Annotated in this window: 15 protein-coding genes, 2 tRNA genes and 1 other RNA gene; 14 read left to right on the top strand and 4 right to left on the bottom strand. The window is 46.6% G+C overall.

From position 1 onward, the window contains the following. Position 1 precedes the first annotated feature (1 nt). Positions 2–2,479, top strand: a complete 2,478-nt coding sequence (locus MSED_RS11095) for an MMPL family transporter (protein ID WP_012022093.1) — start codon at positions 2–4, stop codon at positions 2,477–2,479. On the opposite strand, the gene MSED_RS11090 is transcribed toward MSED_RS11095, so the two are convergent. Next, complete coding sequence (locus MSED_RS11090; RefSeq protein ID WP_012022092.1) at positions 2,454–3,368, bottom strand: thiamine-phosphate synthase family protein; 915 nt, start codon at positions 3,366–3,368, stop codon at positions 2,454–2,456. The two genes, MSED_RS11095 and MSED_RS11090, sit on opposite strands and share 26 nt — an antisense overlap. On the opposite strand from MSED_RS11090, the gene MSED_RS11085 reads away from it, so the two are divergent. The 8 genes from MSED_RS11085 (at position 3,334) to lysS (ending at position 10,440) form a co-directional block, all read left to right on the top strand. Further along, entirely contained in the window at positions 3,334–4,068 is a 735-nt protein-coding gene (locus MSED_RS11085; RefSeq protein ID WP_012022091.1) for a DNA double-strand break repair nuclease NurA, read from the top strand. The genes MSED_RS11090 and MSED_RS11085 overlap by 35 nt on opposite strands. Continuing rightward, entirely contained in the window at positions 4,050–5,798 is a 1,749-nt protein-coding gene (locus MSED_RS11080; RefSeq protein ID WP_012022090.1) for an ATP-binding protein, read from the top strand. The genes MSED_RS11085 and MSED_RS11080 overlap by 19 nt, the downstream gene beginning before the upstream one ends. Continuing rightward, complete coding sequence (locus MSED_RS11075) at positions 5,758–6,381, top strand: protein-L-isoaspartate O-methyltransferase family protein (protein ID WP_012022089.1); 624 nt, start codon at positions 5,758–5,760, stop codon at positions 6,379–6,381. Before MSED_RS11080 ends, MSED_RS11075 begins: the two co-directional genes overlap by 41 nt. 168 nt (positions 6,382–6,549) lie before the next feature. Further along, a tRNA-Gly gene (locus MSED_RS11070) sits at positions 6,550–6,625 on the top strand. A 546-nt stretch (positions 6,626–7,171) separates the two neighbouring features. Next, on the top strand, positions 7,172–8,284 hold the full coding sequence (locus tag MSED_RS11065) for an MFS transporter (RefSeq protein ID WP_012022088.1): 1,113 nt from the start codon (positions 7,172–7,174) through the stop codon (positions 8,282–8,284). 72 nt (positions 8,285–8,356) lie between these two features. Beyond that, a tRNA-Trp gene (locus tag MSED_RS11060) sits at positions 8,357–8,488 on the top strand. Between the two features lie 117 nt (positions 8,489–8,605). Continuing rightward, positions 8,606–8,910, top strand: an RNA gene (gene ffs, locus MSED_RS12090) — signal recognition particle sRNA. Between the two features lie 48 nt (positions 8,911–8,958). Next, positions 8,959–10,440: a lysine--tRNA ligase gene (gene lysS / locus MSED_RS11055; RefSeq protein WP_048060191.1), complete on the top strand. Its 1,482-nt coding sequence runs from the start codon at positions 8,959–8,961 to the stop codon at positions 10,438–10,440. On the opposite strand, the gene MSED_RS11050 is transcribed toward lysS, so the two are convergent. Then, positions 10,427–11,491: a site-2 protease family protein gene (locus MSED_RS11050; protein ID WP_048060190.1), complete on the bottom strand. Its 1,065-nt coding sequence runs from the start codon at positions 11,489–11,491 to the stop codon at positions 10,427–10,429. The two genes, lysS and MSED_RS11050, sit on opposite strands and share 14 nt — an antisense overlap. A 37-nt stretch (positions 11,492–11,528) precedes the next feature. Here MSED_RS11050 and MSED_RS11045 point away from each other — a divergent pair, with 37 nt between their 5' ends. The 3 genes from MSED_RS11045 to MSED_RS11035 are packed head-to-tail and all read left to right on the top strand — an operon-like array spanning position 11,529 to position 13,708. After that, on the top strand, positions 11,529–12,200 hold the full coding sequence (locus tag MSED_RS11045) for a nucleotidyltransferase domain-containing protein (protein WP_012022085.1): 672 nt from the start codon (positions 11,529–11,531) through the stop codon (positions 12,198–12,200). Beyond that, positions 12,175–12,705 carry a DUF1122 family protein gene (locus MSED_RS11040; protein WP_012022084.1) on the top strand — a complete coding sequence of 177 codons (531 nt, stop codon included), beginning with the start codon at positions 12,175–12,177 and terminating at the stop codon, positions 12,703–12,705. Before MSED_RS11045 ends, MSED_RS11040 begins: the two co-directional genes overlap by 26 nt. 49 nt (positions 12,706–12,754) lie before the next feature. Further along, positions 12,755–13,708, top strand: a complete 954-nt coding sequence (locus MSED_RS11035; RefSeq protein ID WP_080512801.1) for a radical SAM protein — start codon at positions 12,755–12,757, stop codon at positions 13,706–13,708. On the opposite strand, the gene MSED_RS11030 is transcribed toward MSED_RS11035, so the two are convergent. Further along, positions 13,676–14,701 (bottom strand): mRNA surveillance protein pelota, encoded by a 1,026-nt coding sequence (locus MSED_RS11030; RefSeq protein ID WP_012022082.1) that lies wholly within the window; start codon positions 14,699–14,701, stop codon positions 13,676–13,678. The genes MSED_RS11035 and MSED_RS11030 overlap by 33 nt on opposite strands. Before the next feature lie 18 nt (positions 14,702–14,719). Between MSED_RS11030 and MSED_RS11025 the strand changes: the two genes are divergently transcribed. Further along, entirely contained in the window at positions 14,720–15,184 is a 465-nt protein-coding gene (locus MSED_RS11025; protein WP_012022081.1) for a GNAT family N-acetyltransferase, read from the top strand. Between the two features lie 51 nt (positions 15,185–15,235). Beyond that, positions 15,236–17,587, top strand: a complete 2,352-nt coding sequence (locus MSED_RS11020) for a DNA-directed DNA polymerase (protein ID WP_012022080.1) — start codon at positions 15,236–15,238, stop codon at positions 17,585–17,587. Here MSED_RS11020 and dnaG read toward each other — a convergent pair. Continuing rightward, positions 17,574–18,806 carry a DNA primase DnaG gene (gene dnaG / locus MSED_RS11015; protein ID WP_048060373.1) on the bottom strand — a complete coding sequence of 411 codons (1,233 nt, stop codon included), beginning with the start codon at positions 18,804–18,806 and terminating at the stop codon, positions 17,574–17,576. The two genes, MSED_RS11020 and dnaG, sit on opposite strands and share 14 nt — an antisense overlap. Positions 18,807–18,811 lie beyond the last annotated feature (5 nt).

Raw genomic sequence — 18,811 nt, 5'->3', positions numbered from 1 at the left:
AATGAAACATCTCGCCATCGCATGGATAGTTCTGATGGTAATACTTGCTCCAGTGGTACTTCAGGTGCAAAACTATTTCGTTTACAGCGATTCGCCCTTTCTTTCTTCCACTTATCAAAGTATTGTCGTAGAGAACCTAGTTAAGGATTACTTTAACCTGTCCCAGACGTCATATAGCGAGATATATGTCATCGTTAATGGCTCTTACAATGAGTCATTAGATTCGGTGGAGAGTAACTTACATTATCTTCAAGATGCAAGGATAATAACTCCTTACGAGATAATATCCCAGTATCAACAACAGTACCTACAACAGGTATCTCCTCTGATCAATAGTACTGAGGCAAAGCTACTTCGGGTACATCAACTTTACTTAAATCTCACAGAGCTCAGGAACGCACTTCTAGACAACATATCCAATTTCATGTGCCAGTTAAACGTGACTTATGGAGTCCCTCTAGGGAAAAACGTGAACGCACCGGCGAACGTTATCTCCACGTATAAGACCTATTACTTTCTGGCGTTGCAAAACCTTTCCCAGATAAACGCGTCGAGACTAGCTGGTTACCTAACCTTTAAGGACCCTTACGTTATCTTCTTTGGTTATAACAATTACACAAACGAAACCTTGGTTAGGCAGTTCCTTCTTAACTTCAACAATTACTCTATCCTTATCCGCTTGCTCACCGGTGAGGACTTACCACCATTGGCCTATGAGAATCCGCACGAGTACGCCGTTCAGCTTGTGGAGAGGGAGGTGCCACAACCTGGAGTATCCTTGTCCTATTTCCACAGGAACAACTCCTGGCTCTTCATAGTCCAAGTTCCCAGGAACGAGAGTCTGAGCAGTATCAATATCTTCATGGAGAATCTTCACGGAGTTGTCACAGGCCATCTTCCAATCTATGCCCAGTCTGAACTATATACTGAGCAGAACTTGAGGATAATTGACGTAGTCACGGTGACCTTAGTTGGGGTCCTACTCATTCTGTTACTTAGATCACTTGTTCCCATTCTCTTGCTCGTGGGTAGTGCATTAATAGGCGTAGAGGTCGCATACGCGTCTCTCCTGGGACTGAGGTTGCTGGGTTATCAAATTTACTATATTTCAGGTCTGGTCATACCCCCCATAGTGTTCGGAATAGCGATTGACTATTCTCTCCTCTTTATCTACAGGTATTTTGAGGAATTGAGAGCAGGATCAAAGAATCCCTTAACGACTGCATTTAGGACGGCGGGGAGGGGCGCACTCTTTAGCGGACTCTCCATTACCCTAGCCTTCGCCTCATTCCTTCTTTCTCCGTCTCCCCTGCTTAGGAATATAGGGATAGCCCTAGTCCTAAGTTCCGTTTTTTCCCTCCTTCCCTCCATAGGATTTACTTATACGACCCTAAGGGAAATCAGTGTCAGAGCCCTTTCCTTCCCCAGAAGGGAGATTCCAAATCCTTCTGACTCGAGGAGCAGGTATTTGAGGTTCATGGTCAATCTGTCCATAAGACGGAAGTATCTAGTGGTAGTTTTCATGGTAATATCCTCGGTTCTAGCCATGGGAGTGTTCCTAACCCATACCACCAACATAAACGCGAACGAGATTGTACCTTCCTTCTCAGAGTCCCTGGTAGGGCTAAACGAGTTGACGAGATTCTTCAATTACAGCCTGGACTACGCTATCATCAAGGGAAATCCAAACTCGACCTATTCCTTCATCTACAACGTTTCTGCCCAGGCAATCTCAAGGGGAGCACTGGTTTATGGTCCAGCCTCCCTTGGTAAGGTCGCTTTCAGCGAACCCACAGCTTTAACTAACAAGTTTTACTCTCACGGATACACCCTCGTGGAGTTCTATGTTCCCTACCCCGTGTTCAGCGACGGGGCCATAAATTTCACCACTTGGCTCATATCCAAGGGTCTCCAGGTAGGGGGTAGCAACGCGCAGAGGATAGATATCGTCTCTAACACGGTTCACGTTTACTACTCCCTAACCCTGCCCCTCACAATCCTTTTCATTCTAGTGTACCTTGGCGTCTTGCTAAGGTCGGTGGCGCTACCCATTAGGCTGGTACTGTCCCTTCTTTTCAGCTCACTTGTGGGGGTTGCGGTAATGTTTCTGGTCTTTGGAAGTGTTTACTGGCTTTCTCCGCTCATCGTGTTCGCTCTACTCTTCAGCCTGGGGATAGACTATGACATGTTCATTGTGCTTAGGATAAGGGAAGAGCAGGGAACAGAGGATGAGAGGATAAGGAAGGGAGTTGAGAAGACTGGCCTAGTAGTTACTGCAGCCGGCCTTGTGTTAACTGGAGCATTCATCTCCCTCACTGCCGTGAACATGCAATTCCTAAGGGAGATAGGGTTTGCAGTGGGCTTCTCCATCCTGTTTGACACGTTTATAGTCAGGCCCTTCATAGTTCCTGCGGTAATGTCAATACTTGGGAAGTATAATTGGTGGCCGGGCGTTAGGAGGACTCGCAACAAAGCTTAGCTATCTTGTTTACCTTGGAGGATACCTCTAAGGGATTCTCCCCGAAAATGTAACAGTTCGGCTCAACCCCGTTCCCTCCAAGGTGAACGACCACATCAGGGCAGGAGGATATGACGGAGGCTACCATGTTAGCAATGGATTGATCGTCCCTTCTATCCGAGGGACCAACCTTAACTAGCCTGAGTCCAGATTTCAATATGGCCTCCTCCACTTTCTCGTCATATTTGATGTTCATTACTGACCTCCACCTTTCACATTTCCTTCTAGTTTCAAGGAGTATGGTGGCAAGGTGCCTGCTACCGCCCCACGTGGGTCTGGATGCCGGGGTTGGAACCCCACCTATCACCGCTATCCTTCCTGGAATGGCTAGCACGTCAAGTATTTCCCTCGCATCCCTCTTGGAGTAAGCTAAATTGCTTAAGATCTCAGGGATCAGTTTAGATACGCTCTCGTTCCTTAGAAGGGATAGGGCTAACTGTAATTGGCTCTCCTCATCCTCCTTGTAGAGAGACTGACAGATTCTGCAGTCCGAGGAAATCGAGGAGTTCACGCGTCTGTGAAAGTTGCACAGTTTCAATTGACTTAGCATCATCAATCCGAACGTGGTGAAGTAAAGAGAGGCCTCCTCTTTTCTCCCGCTGGAAACCAGGCTTACCAGGTTAGATACCAGGGAGTCAATTTCCTCGTTACTGAGGCCCGCTTCACCAAGCTTCCCGCGGAGATCATCTTCATCCTCGTCCAGGTACTGCTTTATCGCCGGTTGTGTTACGCCCACCAATACAGCAATCCTGTTCTGGCTCATACCCTGAGCTCTAAGCCTTTTAGCTACTAATCCCCTAACGTTAGGTAGTAGTATGTCCGTGATTAGCGACAGTGGTGTATCTAGCACGGTAGTAAGATTGAGGGAGGGGAGTAATTACGTTTTTGATCTGGAGATTTCAGCCGTGGATGGAAGTCTTCATGATTTCTTTACTGAAGAGGGAGAAAAGACCTACGTTGTGGTCGCAACGGTGTTCTTTAGGCTCAGGGGATCTAGATTAGAATATCTTGGCTCCAGGGTTAAGGAGATTGTTTCTGATGGAAATGGGGAAGACTTAATGCGAAGAATGGAGTATGAGGAGGCCAACTCCTTGAACGGGTTAATCCTAATGGACAGGAAGATAACCATGGACATGGATCTGGGACTGAGTATACCCAGATCTGTGATAGGGATAGTGAAGGACTTTGATCAGAGGGAAAGAAATAACCTGGATATACCCAACCCACCCTGGTTAATCATATCCCAAGATGGTCCAATTAGAAAAGGATATGTGAAACTTGCTAACCACGGCTGGATTTTCCGCGTCGAGACAAACGTGGACTGGAACTCTGAGGATGTCCTCTCCCTGTTGTACGCGATGTCCAGAGAGCCCATACCCGAGGCTCTGGGCTACAACTATCCACTCTTCCTTGCGGATAAGATGGCAAAGTTCTACAGGGATAGGGCAAAGAGGACATTTGACTTTCTAACCTCAAAGGAGCTAGTCAGATATAGGACTTTTAGGAGCTTAGTGGAGGGAAGGAGGAGATCATGGAATTTGAACCAATAGTGGGAAGGCTCAGGGAGGTCAGAGTAACCACAAGGCCCACGGCAGATGGAAGAAGTTCCGTAACGTTCAGGAATTTCGTAGTGGAGATGCCATACTCCAAGGACCTTAACCTCAACGTGGGAGCCCTTCTCGCGGTGGAGACCATAAGGAGTAATACCTACCTTATCCTTGAGGTCGCTGACTACGTTCCCGTCCATTATGGAATGATAAACATGGATGGATCGATACCCAAGGAGATAAGGGATCAGGTAATGGAGGAGGTCTCCAAGAGTTGGAAAGACGGGAATAGCACGGAGATGTGGATAGATGTGTTTGCGTATCCCATAGGATACATCGCAACCCCTGAAGGGTTCAAAAAGGGATATCTTCCACCTCTTCCAGGCTCTCCAGTTAGGATTCTAAGCAGGGAGTCATTCAGGGAGTTCGTTTGCGCAAGGAATGGAGTGGAGATCGGGAAAGTAATAGGGGAAGATATCCCCCTGACCGTGGATCTTTCGAAGGCTATGGTTTACCACATGGGAGTCTTCGCCTTTACTGGGTCGGGCAAGTCTAACCTCACCGCCTCCATAATAAGGAGAATCCTCAATAACACAAACGCCAAGGTTGTGATCTTCGACGTTTCCATGGAGTATTCAATCCTTTTGTTGGACCAGCTTCTGGCCCAGAGGGCCGAGATCCTTACCACGGATAGGTACTCACCCAATCCCTTAGATGCTAGCAGGAAGTTCATGAGAACCCACGTAATACCAGAGGAGTTAGAGAAGTTCAGGGAGAACATTAGGAGGAGAGTTGAGGAACTGTTCACGTCGGGAAAGATAAGAACCCTCTATATCCCTCCAGAGGGCTCAATGGGCTTAACCTTCGAAACCCTCCTGGAGCTGGTGAAGGATCAGATAGATGACAAGTACACGGCCTTCGCTCAGAAGCCCCTGTTTAGCCTCATGCTCAGGAAGCTTGACACCTTCATGAGGCAGAACAGAATTTCCAAGGACGCTCCTCTAGACGACTCAATCCTTTCAATACTAGATGAAATGGAAAATGAGGGTAGAAACGCTGGTCTGAAGGAGAACTCATCGCTCTTCTCATTCATATCATCCTTAAGATCATACATAAACACAGAGGTCGAGGAAAGTGAGGAGTACGACGTCGAGAAGCTAGCAATAGACATTCTAGATAAAGATGAGTCCTCTCCCAGACTTTTCATCCTAGAGCTACAGAATCTGGAGGAATCCAGGGAAGTTGTGGCGTCTCTGCTCGAGGAGGTTATGTCAAGGAGGAAAAGGTCCTTCAGTACTTCCCCAATTCTCTTCGTTTTGGACGAAGCTCAGGAGTTCATTCCATTTGATACTAGGCAGAGAGACAAGAGCGAGCTGTCCAGTAACGCCGTGGAGAAATTGCTGAGACATGGAAGGAAGTATCACCTTCACGCCCTGATCAGCACCCAGAGGTTGGCTTACCTAAACACGAACGTTCTTCAGCAACTCCACACTTACTTCATCAGTGTCTTACCCAGGCCCTACGATAGGCAGTTGGTCTCTGAAACCTTTGGGATAAACGATACCCTCCTCGATAGAACCCTTGATCTTGAGGTTGGACAATGGCTCCTTGTGAGCTTCAAGGCATCCTTACCGCACGATGTTCCAGTTTTCTTTACAGCACCCAACAACCTAGAGGAGGTGAGAAGGGCGCTTGAGGAGAATAGACCAGCTAATCCTGTCAATGGTAAGTGACGAGTCTCTGAGGAATGCCTATCTGAAGGTTGATAGGGCCAAGTTTCTTCCCGAGAGTTCAGCGAAGTTTGCCTACGATCCGGAGTTTGCAGACAAGCCCATACCGATCACTGATAAGGTTAACACCACGGCACTAACCCTTGGAATCAAGATGTTGGACTATCTAGGCCTAAAGAGGGGAGATAAGGTGCTTGAGGTGGGAACTGGATGCGGATACTACACCGCACTGATAGCCGAGATAGTTGGACCTGAGAACGTTACCACGATTGAGGTAGATCCCTGGATCGCGAGGTATGCAGAGGAGAGGTTGCAAGACCTGGGAATTAAGGTTCAGATAGGGGATGGCACTCTAGGATTTCCGGGCAACTCTCCCTACGACAAGGCAGTGATCTGGGTTGCTTTACCTACCCTTCCATGTCTAATTTACCAGCAACTCGTGAACGGAGGAGTTCTGCTTGCACCAATAGGAACCCAGAAGACCCAGAACCTGTTTAGGGTGTTTAAGGCAGACCCACCCAGGGTGGATAAGCTGGATTCTGTAATTTTCATGAAGGCTCAGGGATTATGCGGTTTTTACGACTGAGATCAGGACTCAAGACCTTCTTCACTATTCCGCCCTACTGTTATCATCATTTAGGGAGTATGGAGCAACTAATCTATTAATGTGTTCATCTAGCTTTTTATGATATTCCTAGAAAGGGTGCTTTCTTGTACCGATAGGTTTTTAAAAAACGTCAACAACTCATAACTTGCGGCCGTAGTCTAGCCTGGATTAGGACGCCTGCCTGCCACGCAGGAGGTCCCGGGTTCAAATCCCGGCGGTCGCACCTGTTCTCCATTTAGAACAAGATACTTGGTCTCTATGTCAATTCTTGAAAAGTTGGAAAATTAGGGCCGTAGAGTCGTGTTCTATAGATTCGCTACTTGCATTTCGACATTAATTTAACGAGCTATAATCGAAATAGTATGTCATTATAGCTAGAAACTCATTTGTTAAATTCAAAACCAGGTAACATGTCCTAAATCTTAACTTAAGCATGCTCTGCTTGGAAATCGAGGAAAGTTGTACTCTGCAATAGTGAGATGGATCCACACGTTGCTACAAAGAAATTGACTGGTTCGCATCATCCGACAGACTAAGTTGCGAAGAGAGGTGACCTGGCACCAATGATGAATGGTTCTACGCGATTAAAGTCGCAACCGTGCTAGACCCAGGTGCTTAAATAGTATTAGCCACGGTCAGTATCGGGAAACCCCTTTTATAGTTCAATGAATAATGTGCCTCCATGATCTAAAAGAACGTTAACCCACGGATTTTCGTGGATTCTCCTCACTGCAAGAAACAAATACCACAATCTCAGTATTCTGCCGTTATGAGACCGTTTCTTATTTTCGTAACGTCGTCGTCATTCTTCCTAGGATACTTTGCGAGGATAGCGTGGAGCATCGTGTCCGTGTATTCCACTCTAAGACCCACCGAAATTCAGGATAGTGTAATATTTTCCCTTTTCTTTCTTGGTTACGTAATTGTTCAGATCCCATCGGGCATGATATCCGACAGGAGACCTAGGGAGGTAGTGATCTTGGCTCTTGTAGGTCTCGCGATCTCCTCCTTTCTCTCCGGCTTCTCGACTTCAATCCTTCAGGAATACGTGGCCAGCCTGTTGATGGGTCTCTCCGCGGGATGGATATACCCCGTCACCATAAAGATATTAGCATCATCCTTTGACAGGCGAGAGTTACCTGTGGCAATAGGCTACTACAGCCTGGCGTGGCCACTTTCCATTATTCTTGCAGGCTTAACCTTACCCTACCTCTCCATAAACATTGGATGGAGATACTCATACTACATGATCTCCCTTCTCTGCGTCATTGTGGCGTTACTTTACCTGAAGGTGAGGGTTGAAGGGGGAGGAAATTCAGGAAAGTTTCAGCTAATAAAGGACAGGAACGTTATTGCGGTGAGTATGGCTGGCTTTTTGTTTTTTCTCTCATACTGGATAATAACCCTTTACGCTTATAAATACTTCTTGAAGGTAGGTCTTAACGGATACGAGGCTGGTATTGCGTATTCCTTTCTAGCCGTGGCTGGAATACCCTCTACCGTGATTGCCGGTTACTTAATACGAAGGATGGGAGTTAGAACTACCTTATCAACCTTTGAGGGGTTTTATGGAGTGTTGACTATCCTTCTGTCCTTTCTAGTTTCAAGTGTATCTCTCTTCATTATCTCATTCCTTATGGGATTCGTGAGATTCGTCATTACTCCCGCCAATTCCAGCGCGGTCTCATTGATAGATAAGGGAAGGGCGGGTAGCGTGTCTGGCTTCGCCAACTTTTTCTGGCAGAGTAGCGGGATCGTGGCTCCATTACTCGCGTCCCTCGTGGTGATTCAGCAGGGTTATCACGTTCTGTGGATAGTAGCGGGGGTCGTAATACTCCTGTCAGCGGTGCTGTATAGGGTCTTGTTGAGAATAGAGAGGTAGGGATGGAACATGGCCCTACTTAGTCAAGTTTAATTACCCGTTAGGTTTAGTTTAATTTACGTGATCGGTAATGGGCCCATAGCTCAGCCAGGTTAGAGTGCTGGGCTCCAGATATCAGCATTGGGTCTGTCGACCCGAAAGGGGATGAAATATATCTGGAATGGAGAGACCCAGTGGTCCGGGGTCCGAATCCCCGTGGGCCCATTAAAATTTCTTGTTTCTATCCTTAACCAAGACTAGTTCTAGTAAGTCAGGGTAACCATGTACTCTTTGCTGGCTTCAATGAGATAGATTAAAAACTGTAGCCTTAATACATTTAGTCGGTCGGGTAGGGTGGAGGTCTCGCCAGCCTCTTTACCCGCTTGGCGTAATGCGGGCACCAGTAACCTGCATATGGCCGTGCCATTAATGAAGGAGTCCAGAGCTTACGATGAGGATCGCCCAGCAGGGCTGACGCATACAGTCTCCTCCTCCGGAGGGAGGTGGAGAACTGTATTAGCCGGGAGAACCGACTAGGCCCGGAAGGGAGCAGTCGTACCCGGACGTCGGCGCTTGCTGGTCACCGGTCTGAGGAGACTCTGGGTAAGCTCCTCCATTAATGCGCGGTCATATGCGGGAGCCGACCTTCCTGTGATCAGCTAAGCTTTATAAAACGCTATCCATTGATGTTGGCTATGAAATGGGACGAGAGGAGAATCCAAGTTTTAGAGGAACTTAGAGCTCGCGGAGTAAACCCTTACCCACAGAAATATCCAATTACTCACACGGTAGTTCAGTTGAGACAGATAGGGAACCAGAGACAGGACAAGCCCAAGGATCCCTTCCTTACAGGAGTTAGGACAGCTGGAAGGGTGGCCAATCTCAGAAGGCACGGGAAAGCCTCGTTCGTCGATATATTTGATGATGGGGAGAAACTTCAGCTATACCTGAGGGTAAATGAGCTTGGTGACAAGTATGAGTATTTCTTCAAGGTCGTGGATAGGGGAGACATAATAGGCATTCAGGGGGATCTGTTTTTCACGGCAAAGGGAGAGCTAACACTGCTGGTTAAGGATTTTGCCATGCTTGCCAAATCCTTGATAGAGCCCCCTGATTGGTCTACGATGAGCCCGGAGTTTAGGTATTCCCACAGATACGTTGATTTCCTATATAACGACAATGCGAGAAGGTTTATGGAAACCAGGTTCAAGATCATCAGGGAAATAAGGAACATACTTGGAGAGGAGGGTTTTATTGAGGTGGAGACTCCAATTCTTCAACCTGTGTATGGAGGTGCCCTGGCTAGACCTTTCAAATCTCACGTTAACTACCTTAATGAGGACTGGTACCTCAGAATCTCCTTGGAACTTTATCTGAAGAGGTTCATTGTGGGAGGCTTCAATAAGGTCTTTGAGATCGGAAAGGTATTCAGGAACGAGGATATAGATGTCACTCACAACCCAGAGTTCACGCTCATGGAGCTATACTGGGCCTACGCTGACTATAACGATATCATGGATCTCACAGAGAGGTTATTCAAACAGCTAGCTGATAGGGTTCTTCACTCCACCAAGATACCCTACAAGGTTGGGGAGAAAACTGTGGAGATCAACCTGGAAAGCTTCAGGCGCGTCTCCATGTACGATTCCCTGTCAGAGGCCCTTGGGAAGAACGTGGAGGAGATGACCGATGACCAGCTTAAGGAATTGATGCAGAGGAACGGGCTGGTTCCAAGGGGTTCACTGTATATCCGAGGTCTTATGATCGAGAAGTTATTTGATAAACTCGTCACACCTAGCCTAGTTCAACCTACTTTCGTGACTGACTATCCCATAGAGACTACCCCACTTTGCAAGCCTCACAGAAATAAGCCAGGACTTGTGGAGAGATTCGAGCTCTACATTGCAGGAGTGGAATTCGCCAATGCCTACACGGAGCTCAACGATCCCATTTTACAGGACAAGCTGTTCAGGGAAGAGCAGGACATGATGAAACGTGGCGACCAAGAGGCACATCCCTACGATAAGGATTTCATAAACGCCTTAAGTTACGGTATGCCACCCACGGGAGGCTTGGGGATTGGTATTGACAGGCTCGTGATGCTTTTCACCAATAACCAGAGCATAAAGGAAGTTATTCCATTCCCCATGGTCAGCTCGAAGCTTATTGAGGAATAAAAGACATGGAAATTGCGAGAACTAGGAGAAGGACAAGGAAGCCCTGTATGGCCATGGACACTCTCTCACTTACATGAATTCTTTTCAGGAGTTCTGTGAATATTTTTCCTCCATCAGTTATGATTAGGGGTGCTCCATTCAACAACGCTAAACTGAAATTTACTATGAACATCCAGAGAAAGAAGGCCACGAATGGATAAACGTACCAAGGATAATAGTAACTAATGTAGACCCCTAGGAAATGGGTTGGTGAGGTCACGTTTACTAGCTCCGTTCCATTGGGCGTCAGCAGGCCTATGGTGTATCTAGTACTGCTTTCTAGAACGGCCTTAAGCTGGGATGGGGTAGAGACAGCTATTCCGTTAACGCTCTGGATCACGTATCCTGCATGGAGTGAGGCATTATAGGCAGCAGAGTTGGGAATTACACCTTCAATATATATCCCATGGGATAACAGGGGAGGAAGATAGATGGCCAATGGAAAGAAAATCCCAGCAAGTATCAAGTTTATCGCTATCCCAGCAGATATTATTTTGAGTTTTGCAGTTAGGCTGGACTCTAGAAAGGTGGTTTCATCTGGTTCCACGAAGGCCCCAGGAAAGAAAGCGAGGAGTATGAATCCTCCGCTCTTAACTGGAACCTTGTTCGAAGTCGAGGATACAGCATGCATTAGCTCGTGAAGTACCACGGATATCCCTATACTAAGCAGGATATAGGGAGCTTGGTCTATTCCAACCGTGACTCCTGGGATAATGGGTTCAAGCTTCACCGTTGACGGCTTTGCAGGAAAGAAGAGCGAGGATAGGGAGGACATGATCAAGTATAGCCCACCAATCATGGAGATTATGGCAAGAGCCACGGAAAGGGTTTCAAACACCTTAAATGACCTAGATCTAGCCAGTCCAGGAAACCATTGATCCCTAGTCCCCTTCTTCCATAGAAGAAGAAACGGGTAGACGCTGAATCCCTTCCTGCTAAGGTAATTTCGCAACCCCAGGACTATTGCCCAGAACACTAGCAATCCAATGAAAAACTCTACACTTGATGCCATCGACTCATTTAAATTATAACCCATTTAAAAAAACCTTGTGCAGATAGTGTATGACGAAGAGCGCTGGCTGATCCTGAAGACGCTTAGGGGCTGGGCTCTGGACATGTTAAACCTACTTGAGCAGGGCTCCATGAGAGGTTTTGTTTACGGTTCCGTTGCCAGAGGAGACGTGAAGGCAACCAGCGACGTTGACGTTATTGTCTTTGCGCCTAACATAGTCTGGCTAGATCTCATAGAGGCTGACCATAAGTTCATTGTTCAGGCCACTCCCTCATCCACTCCAAAGGCCTATATATCCCTAGACCGTGAGGAGAGAAAGGTCATCTCATTCCCCCTGGGAAAATTGAGTGGGGTAGAGGAAGATTTCTATAGATTTGGGGGTCTGGTGGACAAGGAGCAGTTGATTAAGGGGGAGAGGGTGCCAGGGGTGAATAAGGACCTGCAGATCATAATTCCCAACGAAATGGGTCACGAGGAGTTACCCCTTAAGGGTAACGAAGATTTAGCTGTGAAGCTAGTAAAGGTTTCTATGAACACCATACTGCAGAGGGAAAGGCTTCTGAGCAGGCGTAAGGAAAGGGGAAGAACTGGAACCTTCCTGAACTATGAGTTAAGGGAAGATGAGAGCTTCCAAGAGGCCGTAAGGAATTTGTTAAAGGAAAACAAATTCTTTCGAAGGACCATTGATAGAGGGAGTTATAAGGGGTAAGAGACTCGAGTCAGTCAACGTAGTCCAGACGCATATAGCCGAACTTAAGGCTTTTGAACTTCTACTCGACGGGAAACCACTGGGCAAGTGTAACTATTTCACCGGCAGAGGATATTACCCACCGTGGATTGAGCTAGATTACGATCCGTGGCCTAGGCAATTGGGATTAGAGGCGGAACTATTCAAGTTCTTCTTTGACATTCTACCAGATAACGGAAGATTTTTCATTACATATTACAAGGATCCCAGGACTTTCAATGCCATCATAAGGGGGTTCTCGGTGGCCGACACCGAGCTGGGAAGATCGTTGTTAATTGCTGGCTTCACCTGGTTTAAGAACTGGTACTTTCCTGAGGGAGGCAATGAAGGCGGAATGAAGATACAGGCAAACAAAACCTTGAGCCAGGAAACAAGAAGGAGGCAACTCAGTGAATTACTAGCAGAAGTTAAAACCCCAGAGAGTAATAGGCTTCTAGTTGAACTCCTTGCTCAAGGGAAATCCTGAGATAGGACTTTACAATAGGGAATTGCCCAGGGGATGCGAACTCTGTAGAATGGGCGGTAAGATGGTTGTGTTCATTTCTGGAGAGTGTGGAGACTCCTGCTATTACTGTCCCGTTAGCGAGGGAAGGTTTGGTAAGGATTCAGCGTATGCCAATGAGTACAGGGTAAAGGAGTTACAAGACTTCATTTATGAGTCCTACAGGATGAATGCCCTTGGTGCAGGGATAACTGGTGGAGATCCACTACTTCACCTGGACAGGGTAGTGGAATTAATTACGTTACTCAAGGACGAATTTGGTAGATCTTATCACATACACCTTTACACCACTGGTAGATACGCCTCAACTGACGCACTTTTGGAGCTGGCGAAGGCTGGTCTTGACGAAATAAGGTTCCATCCTGTAAAGGACCAGTACCTTTCAGCAGTGGAGAGGGCACTCAAGGTTGGGATAGATGTGGGACTGGAACTGCCAGTTATACCCGGAGAGGAGGATAGGCTATCTAAGCTGATTAATTGGGCTAGGGAAAAGGGCGTGAAGTTCGTTAACCTCAACGAACTTGAGCTAACCGAGAGAAATTTCCATAGCCTCAATTCCAAGGGTTTCAGGATAGGTCATGGGTTAGCCGGTGTATCTGGGAGTTTCGAGACCTCCATGAAGGTGCTTGAGACATTTCATGAAGCGAACATATCACTTCACTACTGTAGTTCGGTATACAAGGATGTCGTAGAGACTAGAACTAGGTTCATCAGAACCTTGAGAGCTAGCGGTAAACCCTACGAGGACATCACAGGAGAGGGTACCTCATTGCGGGCCATAGTCAAGTCATCCGCGGATCTTTCGGATTTCGGGGAAAAGATAGGAGACACGTTTGTGACCAGTCCATCTCTAGTTAACGTCCTTCCCAAGGAAAAGGTTGACGAGATATGGATTGTGGAGGAACTACCATATGGTCAAAGACTCTCAGAGAAACTAGTTTATTCTAAATCTAAGAATGGCCAGTAGCCCGGTCAAGTTCTTGAGCTGAAGGTAAACTGGTGAGTCCTTGGGGACTATCATGACTTTCCCGCCCTTGCTTTCCACAGCCTCCATTATGGCCTCAGTCTTCCTTCTAGTTTCCTCGTCCTCCAGGGTGAGCAGGTCATCTGTGACCAGGAGAGTTTCCACGGCGCCGATCTGGGATGCCCTCTCAACTTCATCCCTTCCATAGACCACAAGGGAGGACCCCTGGGCTAGAAGGGAAAGTCCTCTCTCCAGTTCCCTCGAGGCAACCGATATCTGATAGTCTCGCATAACCTCGTCAATTATGTCTCTCCTGAGTATCTCGTTTAGCCCTGCCCTCGAGGCAGAGGACACGTTGTCCACGTAGATTCTAGGCTTAATCTTCAGCTTATCTCTCACTATTTCCTTGAACGGCCCTGGGCCTGCTATAATTACCGCATCAGGAGAGTACTGTTTCACGTATTGTTCCACCTCCTTGCTCACCTCCAGTGCTACGCTCTCAAGGGATTTATCCTCGTCAGACACCCCAGGAAGACTCCTTTCAGTTAGTATCCTTATTCCCTGTTCCATGGGTAAGGCAACTAGGAGCTCATCCTGGTCGGTTAGCACAATGAGAACCCTTTTGTTCTTCTCTGCCTGTTTCCTTATCCGGTCAATGAGTCCCTTGGTCCACTTTTTTATAATCACAATTTCGTCTCCAATATCAAGATTTATTGTATGATGGGACCCTTTGATGCCATATCTCTCAGGGGCGTCCCTAACTATTCCGTGTATCCTTAGGCGTGATGTGAATGGCTGGAATTCTGAGAACTCAACCTCCAGTTCCACAACCATGGGAACACGCCTACTGTCATTACCCATGCTTACGTCTCTGGTGGTTCTAGCTACGACGATATCCCCCTTACTTAAGACAAGGTGAATTAGCCAAAGATCGTCCTCATTTTCCACATGAAGCCTGAGAGCTCCTGTCTTTTCGTCATATTCTAATATCTTCATCCTGTTAAGTTCACTGTAATGTCCTCCATAATAATTTCTGATGCATGGGAAGAGGACTTGGAGCAGATAGAGAAAATTGAAAGGGAAAGCTTTGACAACCCCTATCCCTTTTCCCTGCTTAGGGCATACTTGCAGTTAGCTGAGGGCCTTTTCCTAGTAGCAAGGGACGGAAACAGGGTGATCGGGTACTGTATAGGTATAGTTCAGTACAAGGTGAGGGGCCACCTAATCTCCATAGCCTCTTCTAAGGAGTTCAGGAGAAATGGGGTTGGTTCCCTACTTCTCCAGGAGCTTGAGAGGAGATTTCTGAAACTCGGTTGTACATATTCTTACCTTGAAGTTAACGTGAATAACGCTGAAGCCATAAGGTTCTACTACAACAGATCATATAGAGTCGTGAGGACCAGGAAGAACTACTATGGAAGGAACAAACATGGATTTGTGATGCTGAAGAGCTTCAAGGGGGATTCAGGACTTGAGTGACCTTGTGAGGACCAATCATAAATTAAGTCTAGAATAACGTATTGAAAGAATATGAGAGTGGACATTTTCATCTTAGATTTCTCTTATGATGTGGAGGACGGAAAGCCAGAAATTTACATATGGGGGATAGATAGGGAAGGAAATAGGGTAGTTATACTTGAGAAGAGTTTCAGGCCTTACTTCTATGTTACTCTGAAAGAAGATGCCAACGTTAACGAAGCCATCACCCAGATCAAGAGGCTGTCAAGGGACCAGTCTCCCATAACATCAGTTACGGAACATGAGATGAAGTATTTTGGAAGACCGCAGAAGGTCCTGCGGGTTGAGACTGTTATTCCTGCCCTTGTGAGGACTTACAGGGAGGAGATCGCTAAACTGAAACCTGTGAAGGATGTCCTTGAGGCCGATATTAGATTTTACATGAGGTATTCCATTGATACTGGAGTTAGACCATTCTATTGGCTCTCGGCTGAGGTATCTCAGGTAGAGAGGAAAGATCTTAGGGTAGCGAAGGTCTACGAGCTAAAGAGGATTGAGAGAGTCTATGAGGACTCTCCTCCGCAGCTCAGGTTCATGGCTTTCGATATAGAGGTCTTTAACAAGTATGGTTTTCCGAATCCTAGGAGGGACCCCATTATCGTTATTGGTGTCTGGACCGATAACGGATCGAAGCAGTTCGTCAACAACGATCAGGACGATCTAAAGATTTTGAGGGATTTCTCAAAATTCGTTGTCGAGTATGACCCAGACGTCATCCTGGGGTATAATTCCAACGGGTTTGATTGGCAGTACATGCTGGAAAGAGCCTCAGTAAGGGGAACAAAGCTAGACATAGGGAGGAAGGTTAACTCTGAACCAAGCCAGGGAACATACGGTCACTACTCCGTAGTAGGAAGGCTTAACGTTGATCTCTACGGCTTCGCGGAGAGTCTCGAAGGTGTGAAGGTTAAGAGTCTAGACAATGTGGCAGACTATCTTGGAATCTTGCCTAAAAATAAGAGAACCAACCTTGAATGGTATCAAATTCCTGAGTATTGGGAAGACCCTAAGAGGAGAGAGGTTGTTCTTAAGTACAATCTGGACGACGTAAAGACTACATACCTTCTCAGGGACGTGTTCTTTAACTTTGGCGAACAATTAACTGTAATTTCAGGTCTTCCGCTGGATCAGTTATGCATGGCCAGTGTGGGACACAGGGTAGAATGGCTTTTAATGCGACAGGCAAAGCAGTTCAACGAGTTAATACCTAACAGGGTTGAGAGGAGATACGAGGGATATAAGGGCGGTCTGGTTATAGAGCCAAAGCCTGGACTTCATGAGAACGTAGCTGTTCTGGATTTCAGCTCCATGTATCCCTCCATCATGATAAAGTATAACATAGGTCCAGACACCCTGGTACAGGGAGAGTGCAACGATTGTTGGGTAGCTCCCGAAGTTGGTTACAAATTCAGAAAGGACGTGGATGGATTTTACAGAAGTATACTTAACTTCCTTCTTGAAGAGAGAAGGAAAACCAAAGATCAGATGAGTCAGGCCAAAGACGAGTATGAGAAACGTAGGTTGGATGAGAGGCAGAGGGCTCTCAAGATCATGGCCAACGCCATGTACGGTTACATGGGCTGGTTAGGCGCAAGGTGGTACAGCAAGGAGGGTGCGGAAGCGGTCACAGCGTGGGGAAGACAAACCATTATGACGGCAGCTGAGATTGCCAAGAATTCAGGATTTGAGGTAATCTATGGGGATACGGATTCCATTTTCGTTAAGGGAGATATGTCCTCTGTTGAGTTGTTGACTCAAAAAATAGTCCAGGCCCTCGATCTAGATATAAAAGTAGATAAAAAATACAAAAAAGTATTCTTTACAGAAAATAAAAAGAGATATGCCGGTCTCACATTCGATGGGAAGATAGACATCGTTGGGTTTGAGGCCATAAGGGGAGATTGGTGTGAATTAGCCAAGGACACACAGAGGATGGTCATAGAGAGGATCCTGCTCAAGGGAGTGGACGACGCCGTTAAGGCAGCTAAGGAGGTCATAATGAAGGTAAAGAGGAGAGAGTTCGAGCTACATGATATAGTGATATGGAAGTCACTGGACAAGAGTCTAGACGAGTATGAGGTGGATGCGCCCCACGTAATAGCTGCCAAGAAGGCCATAAACGCGGGTTACGCCATAATGAGAAATGGCAAGATAGGCTATGTGGTGGTAAAGGGAGCAGGAAGAGTATCTGATAGGGTTGAACCCTATTTCATGGTTAAGGATAAGACAAAAATTGATATCGATTACTACGTCGAGAAGCAGATAATCCCAGCAGTAATGAGAATATTGGAACCTTTTGGGGTAAAAGAAAATAATTTGAAGGGAGGAGGAATAGATATAATGGACTATTTTAGGGACCGATAACGTCAGCTAGAGTTAGTATCTTAACGTTCTCTGGCTTCTTATTTATACCTCCTATCCTTACCCCGATGATCAGCTTGACGTTCTTTGAGGCGGCTAGTTCTAGAAGTCGCTGAGTTATTACTCCATCGAAGATAATGAAGGACGCGTTCCCATTTGTAAGGTTCTCTAATTTAGTAATAATGTCCCTAACTTGGACCCTCTCAACGAGATTCCAGTTCTCGTCGAAGATAATACCCTCCAAAGTCCCTGGAAGTTTCTTTATTTCCTCCATGACATTCCCAGGTATCTTAATCTCAATCTCCTTTCTAGGCTGTTCAACTACCTGGACTGTTTGTTGCTCCGCTACCTCTGCTCTAGCACTTGCGGTCTCTATCCTGCTAGAGACTGAGGCTATGGACTCCTGCTGTCTCTTCAGGTATTGTGATAGCGGTATCATGTTAGACAGGGATTTAGCTATCTCCTTTCCTGTCAGTTCCTCAACTTCCCTTCCCACAGGGGCTCTTGCCACGTAGTCGATCTTTACGTTAGCATTAATGAGATCCTTAAGGATCATGTCACCGCCGTGATCTCCGTCAAGGAACGCTATGACCATCTTCTTGTTCTTCGATAGCTCCACCACAGACTGTGGAATCTTTCCACTTGCACCCTCCACAGCAACCGTGTTCTTGTAACCGTACCTAAGTAGGTTAATGATATCTGCTCTCCCCTCCACTATTATCAGGTTGGGATCGGTATAGACATCTGGTCCAGCCGGCAATCTCTCTGGTCCATATTCTATCAACTCGCCTGTCTTTACTGCCCCGCTTATCTCGTTCATCACTTCCTTAATATCTAGGTTCTTTTCTCTGGTCCACGTTGTCAGTATTTGTTTAGCTCTCTCTATGATCTTCTTCAGCTTCTCCGCCCTTACATCCTCTATTTCCTTTAATTCAAACTTCGCGTTATAGGGGCCTACTTTCTCGACGCTCTCAACCATCGATGCGATCAGGGCAGTTTCCACTCTATCCAAGTTCGATGGGATTTCTATGTAACCTTCGGCCTTACCACCCTTATTCTTTATCTCCACGATGATCCTTCCGAGCCTGCCCTTATCCTGCAATTCCCTAAGGTCAAATTCCTGACCGAATAGGTTCTCGGTTTGGCCGAAAATGGCCCCTATAACGTCAGGCTTATCAACTGACCCATCTACCTCGAAGGTCAGTTTTATTATATATTTCAACGATG

This window comes from Metallosphaera sedula DSM 5348 (genome assembly GCF_000016605.1).
GTDB lineage: Archaea > Thermoproteota > Thermoprotei_A > Sulfolobales > Sulfolobaceae > Metallosphaera > Metallosphaera sedula.
The sequence above is the reverse complement of the archived record's forward strand: the minus strand, read 5'-3'. Positions and strand labels throughout refer to the sequence as shown.